Here is a 5,125-nt window from a genome sequence, read left to right on the forward strand (position 1 = left end):
ACCCTTGCGCCGCCTCGGACTTGGTCGAGGTGGGAAACTCGATCGGCGCCATCCCCGGCATCATCTCCGCGGCTTGTCGTGGGCCTTCGTTAAACGCTTCCCCGTGGTAGCTGTGGCCGGCGGCAACGGAATCGGCCTCCGCAGCATCCGCGGCGTGGAGACCTGCAAAAGTCGATCCGGCGAGAACAGCGGCGCAGAAAACGCGAAAGAGAATCATGTTCGGATGTGGGCCAGTGGGGTGGTGGGATTGGCGGAGGGACCCGAATTGTAATCGATCCAGACGCCACCGGCACCGAATCCCTCCGCACCGTCTGTGACGGCCGCGGAGATCCCAGGCGGTTTGTCCGTCCGTGCGACCGATGAAGTCTGTGTCTACCTGAAACATCCGCTGTTTTCTGAGCAACCGCACAAAGACCTGCCCGAAATCTTGAAGTCATCGTTCTGTGGGCGTTTTGCCGGACGTTGGGACGATGTCACGACGGATGCCGGCGCCGTCTGGGCTCTGATCGGGCGTGCGGCGACGAAACAGACTTGATGGACGCAACGCGATGGTTCAGGATGAAGCGTCGGCTCCATTCCCTTTTTCAGCAAACCGATGACAGATTCGATCTCCAAAGTGGCCGAGCGTGCGGGGCAATTCTTTATGGGAAAATCACCGATCCACCAGGCCATGCTGCGTCTGACCAAGGCGCTTGGCGAGCTGGAAATCCCGTTCGCGATCGCCGGCGCCATGGCCGCCAATGCGCACGGCCACCGGCGGACGACGGCCGACATCGACATTTTGATTCGCGCCGAAGACTTGGAAAAGTTTAAAACGCATTACATCGGACGCGGATGGATCAATAAGTTCGAAGGCTCCAAGAACTTTCGTGATGCCGTGTGTGCGGTCGATATCGACGCGCTCCTTGTCGGTGGCTACCCGGGTGATGGGCTGCCCAAACCGGTTTCGTTCCCCGAACCGGAACAGGTCTCGGAAGTCAAGGAAGACGGAATTCCGTTCGTCTCGCTCAAGACGCTACTGGAGCTGAAGCTGGCCAGTGGCATGACGGCGCCGCATCGCCCCAGAGACCTTGATGATGTCATTCAGTTGGTCCGCGCCAACAGCTTGCCAAAAGACTTCGCCGACAAGTTGGAACCGTACGTCGCCGAGAAGTTTTGCGAGATGTGGCAAGCGGCGCAGATCAGCGATGAACACTAAGCTCACTCATAGGTCCATTTCAAAATCCAAGGGTCGTCAAACTCCTTTTGCATCGCCTTCAGTTTGGCTTTGTACTTTTCCAGGACATCCGCGTGACCGGAACTGGTTGCCAGGTTCGTCGACTCGTTCGGATCGGTTCGCATGTCGTACAACTCAAACTCCGGTCGTTGCACGTAGCGTCCGACCGTCATCTGCCCGTACGGCGCGTCATCGCCCTTGGCCAATTGGGCTTGCCAGCTGCTGGCAGCCCAAAGGTCCGATGCGAACGGGTAGGGAAGCGGGTGGGCGATGTTCCAGATCAATTTGTAGTCGTTGTCGCGGACGACGCGCATCGGATAGTACATCTGGATTTCATGAAACGTGTGCGAGGCCATGATCGTTTCATGATGCGGCTTCGTCGGATCGGCCAACACAGGCATCCATGATTTGCCGTGGTAGGAAACAAACGGCTTGTTTCCATTTCGATTCTCCTTCAGCGCCTCGTCGCGTTCTTTCCAGAACTTGTTGGGATTGAGTGGGTTCTTGGGGCCGTTGGTTTTGGCGTCCAATCCGCCGGCAAAATCGAGCAGGCTGGGCGTGATATCGATGTGACTGATTAACGCTTGGGATTCGACGCCGCGGCGGGTTTGATACGGATCGCGGACGACAAACGGCACCCGTAATCCGCCTTCGTAAACGGTCGTTTTCCCACCGGCGAACGCCATCCCATGGTCACTGGTGAAGACGATCATGGTTTTGTCGAACAAGTCGGCCTCTTTCAAGATTTCGACCAATCGCGCCACCCCCGCGTCGACTCGCGAACAGGACTGGTAGTACTGCGCCAACTCTTCGCGCGTTTCAGGCGTATCGGGCAAAAACGGCGGCACGGTCACATCGGCAGGATCAAAAAAGACTTCGTCGACACCGGGGAACGATCCGCGATTCGGTTTGTTCCCGAACAGGTTCGGTTTCAGCTCTCGCTCGCTGGACAGATCCACCCCGCCGCCGCGGTGGGGATCGGACGTCGCAAAGTACAGAAAGAACGGCCGTTCGTCGTCACGATTGGTCAAGAATGCTTTGGACGTCTCGGCCATCTCGACGGCGTTTCGTGAATTCGCGTTGAGATAGGTTTCGAACTGATAAACCGTCTCCGGAGCGACGTGGTACTTTCCGATCTGACCGGTGCGATAGCCGGCTCGCTGCATCACGCGCGGCAGCGCGAGTGAAACGACGTCATGAAACGACGCGAATTTGTGGTAGTGATGTTGGTGCCCGAATTGTCCGTTGCGGTGATTGTGCAAACCGCTCATCACCACACTTCGGCTGGCGCTGCAAGACGCGGTGGTCGCAAACGCGTTTCGGAAAACGACGCCATCGGCCGCCAACGCGTCGATCGCCGGGGTTCTCGCAGCCGTGTCGCCGTAACAGCCGAGCGTCGGACTCTCATCGTCGGTGATGATAAAGATGACGTTCCGTTCAGCGGCGCGGCCTGCCGTTGTCAAGGAGAACCAAGAAGTCAGTGCGACGAGTAGAGAAAACGCAATACGTGCGGACATCGGAAATTTGCTTGGGGGGCGAGAAAGGAGGGGAACCATGGCAGACTCGGTATTCTAATCGAATCCCGACCGTCGAGCGCGGTGGGGCCGGTGGCAGCGTGAAAGACCGGAACGCTCGCGGCCTGCAGCGAAGCTAAAGGTCTTTTTCCCTCGCTTGGGCCCGTAGGCTCGCGCCAGTCGGCTGATGCTCAATTGACATCAGCCGGTTCGCGCTAGCGCGAGCGGCACCCATCAATGTCGATTCAGCGGTATTGCGCCCGCGCGCTGACACAAACAAAGAGCCGAAGGAGCCCGCGGGACCAGGAAAATGCGGGTTTGTTAGATGCCCATCTGCGCCAACATGTCGGCGATCCGGCCGACGGTTTGGGTCAGCACGGGATGGGACTCCTGGAACGCATCGGTTTGCTCTTGCAACCGTTTGGCCAGGGTCGCCGAATCGACTTCCTGTTCGTCCAGGGTGCCGGAAATCTCAGCCACGGCACGACGAAGCCGCTCCGCCTCATCGGGCTCCAGGGTCTCAATCGACTCCAGCGCCGTATGGAGTTGTCGGAGGGCTTCTTCGAGTTCGTTTCGCATTGCAGAGCTGTTCTCGCCAAATCGCTTTCACAGGGGTGGGACACACCTGATATTAGACTATTCCGTGGACGCGTCTGCAAACTCCCCCAAGATATCCATCGTGGAGACGATTCCGACCAATCGGCCGTTCTCATCCAGGACCGGCAAGTGGTGGATCTGATCCTTCAGCATTCTTCGCACCGCTTTGATGATCGTCGCCTTGGCGTCCACCGTCGAAACCGATTCGCTCATGAACGACTGCACCGACTCACTGCCCATGCTGTGGATCAGTTTTTCGACCAAGAACCGTTGGCTGGCCGGATCGGCATGATCCAGCTCGTAGACGTCATCATCGACATCGCGGGTCATGTCGACCAAATCCGACGTCGACAGGATTCCGACACAGTGATCATCATTGTCGACCACCGGAAGCGTGGAGACGCGGTTCTCTTCCATCAAGATCAAGGCTTCATGAATCGTCCCCGCCGCGTTGATCGTGACGACATCACGGTTCATGATGTCTTTGATTGGCCGGGTATAAACATCTTGTTGGGCAACCATCGTTGAGTCCCTTGTGAAAAAACGTCGGCGAGTGCAGAACTTGTTATACCGATCGCTTTCCGCACATGCCGTGCCAGCAAGAACAAAAAATGAAAGTCCGACGATCACCGCACAGAAACGTGCGTCGGCGTCACAGGGTGTGCGTTCCAATTCAACGCTTCGGCCACCGCGAGCGACTATGACACACTCAAGCGACCGGAACCACAATTCGCTTGGCGATCCCGTGGATATCCTGCATGATCAACCGGGTTGCCTGCGGATCGGCCGACTCGGCGAATCGCTCCATCGCCAACGTCGGTGTACTGAACTGCGGCAGCCCCAGCGAACCGCTGGTTCCGCGAAGCCAGTGTGCCAGCGACGCCACGTCGCCCCATTGCTGCCGATCAATGGCAGCATCCATGTCCAACAGTTTCCCGTCCAATCGCTCTAGGAAATCGATCACGATCTCGCGGTACTCCGGGTCATCCATCGGCAGCGTGGAGTGAATCGGCTGCTCGGGGTGATCTGCTGATTCGCTTGAAACAGTTGGCACCGAAACGGCTCCTGTGGGAACGTCTTGCCGCGGCGACTCTTGCCGGGGCGTCTCACGACTCGGCTCGATTGTCTCCAGTGGTGAATCGGCGACGTCACCGGGCAGATCGATGCGTGAGGCGAGGTTGTGCAGTCGCTTCAGTGGCTGCTGACAGGCGGCGGCATCACCGGCCTTGGCCTGTTGCTCAAGGGCATAGGCGGGATCGACGAACTGTTCAAAGCCCGCGCTTCCGCTGACGCCTTTGAGCCAGTGTGATTCGGCGGCCAGACCATCGAAGTCACAATCGTCGAGCAGCTGATCGAGCTGGGGCAATCGCGAACGCAATGCGTCGACAAAGTCCTGCGCGATTTCCAAGAAGTCGGGATCATCCAGGGGATAGCTGCACGTGATCTTCCCGTCGTCCTCGATGGCGGTCTCGACCGGCGGGTCGACCGCATCACTCTCCGGTGAGGGCATGGACTGTAACTCGTTGGCCGTGGCCCCATCGGCCTGAGTGGCCTCGGTGATTACTGCACCCGGTTCGTCGCCGAGTTCCTCAGCCAAGGTTTCCAGCAGATGATCGATTTTGATCGGTTTGGACAAGAACCCGCTGCAGCCCGCATCGAAGCACTTTTCCTGATCGCCTTGCATCGCGTTGGCGGTCAAGGCAAAAATCGGTTTGCTGTACCCGGAGGAACGCAACTGGCGCGTCGCGGTGTAACCATCCATCACCGGCATCTGCATGTCCATCAGGATGATGTCGAA

At 58.2% G+C, this 5,125-nt stretch carries 7 protein-coding genes; 2 read left to right on the forward strand and 5 right to left on the reverse strand.

Annotated elements, in window-relative coordinates; genetic code table 11:
• Positions 1-217: hypothetical protein (locus ABX749_RS21095; protein ID WP_372897714.1), on the reverse strand; the 217-nt coding region annotated here is incomplete at its 3' end.
• Positions 218-340: 123 nt separating this feature from the next.
• Between ABX749_RS21095 and ABX749_RS21100 the strand changes: the two genes are divergently transcribed.
• Both ABX749_RS21100 and ABX749_RS21105 read left to right on the forward strand, forming a co-directional pair.
• Positions 341-535, forward strand: a complete 195-nt coding sequence (locus ABX749_RS21100; protein ID WP_372897715.1) for a hypothetical protein — start codon at positions 341-343, stop codon at positions 533-535.
• 60 nt (positions 536-595) lie between these two features.
• Positions 596-1,198 (forward strand): hypothetical protein, encoded by a 603-nt coding sequence (locus ABX749_RS21105; RefSeq protein ID WP_372897716.1) that lies wholly within the window; start codon positions 596-598, stop codon positions 1,196-1,198.
• A gap of 2 nt (positions 1,199-1,200) precedes the next feature.
• Here the strand turns inward: ABX749_RS21105 and ABX749_RS21110 are convergent, their stop codons facing one another.
• From ABX749_RS21110 to ABX749_RS21125, 4 genes are all read right to left on the reverse strand, one after another.
• A complete protein-coding gene (locus ABX749_RS21110) occupies positions 1,201-2,733 on the reverse strand; it encodes a sulfatase (RefSeq protein ID WP_372897717.1) in 1,533 nt (510 codons plus the stop codon).
• 318 nt (positions 2,734-3,051) lie between these two features.
• Positions 3,052-3,309 carry a DUF4404 family protein gene (locus ABX749_RS21115; RefSeq protein ID WP_145218095.1) on the reverse strand — a complete coding sequence of 86 codons (258 nt, stop codon included), beginning with the start codon at positions 3,307-3,309 and terminating at the stop codon, positions 3,052-3,054.
• Between the two features lie 57 nt (positions 3,310-3,366).
• Entirely contained in the window at positions 3,367-3,804 is a 438-nt protein-coding gene (locus ABX749_RS21120; RefSeq protein ID WP_372897718.1) for an HPP family protein, read from the reverse strand.
• A gap of 232 nt (positions 3,805-4,036) precedes the next feature.
• On the reverse strand, positions 4,037-5,125 hold a 1,089-nt coding region (locus tag ABX749_RS21125; RefSeq protein ID WP_372897719.1), incomplete at its 5' end, for an Hpt domain-containing protein.

It is taken from the genome of Stieleria sp., assembly GCF_041595215.1.
Taxonomy (GTDB): Bacteria; Planctomycetota; Planctomycetia; order Pirellulales; family Pirellulaceae; genus Stieleria; species Stieleria magnilauensis.

Bases quoted from the DNA above. Each gene is read 5' to 3' on its own strand.
- ABX749_RS21105 (WP_372897716.1), top strand. From the start codon at position 596: ATGACAGATTCGATCTCCAAAGTGGCCGAGCGTGCGGGGCAATTCTTT.
- ABX749_RS21110 (WP_372897717.1), bottom strand. From the start codon at position 2,733: ATGTCCGCACGTATTGCGTTTTCTCTACTCGTCGCACTGACTTCTTGG.
- ABX749_RS21115 (WP_145218095.1), bottom strand. From the start codon at position 3,309: ATGCGAAACGAACTCGAAGAAGCCCTCCGACAACTCCATACGGCGCTG.
- ABX749_RS21120 (WP_372897718.1), bottom strand. From the start codon at position 3,804: ATGAACCGTGATGTCGTCACGATCAACGCGGCGGGGACGATTCATGAA.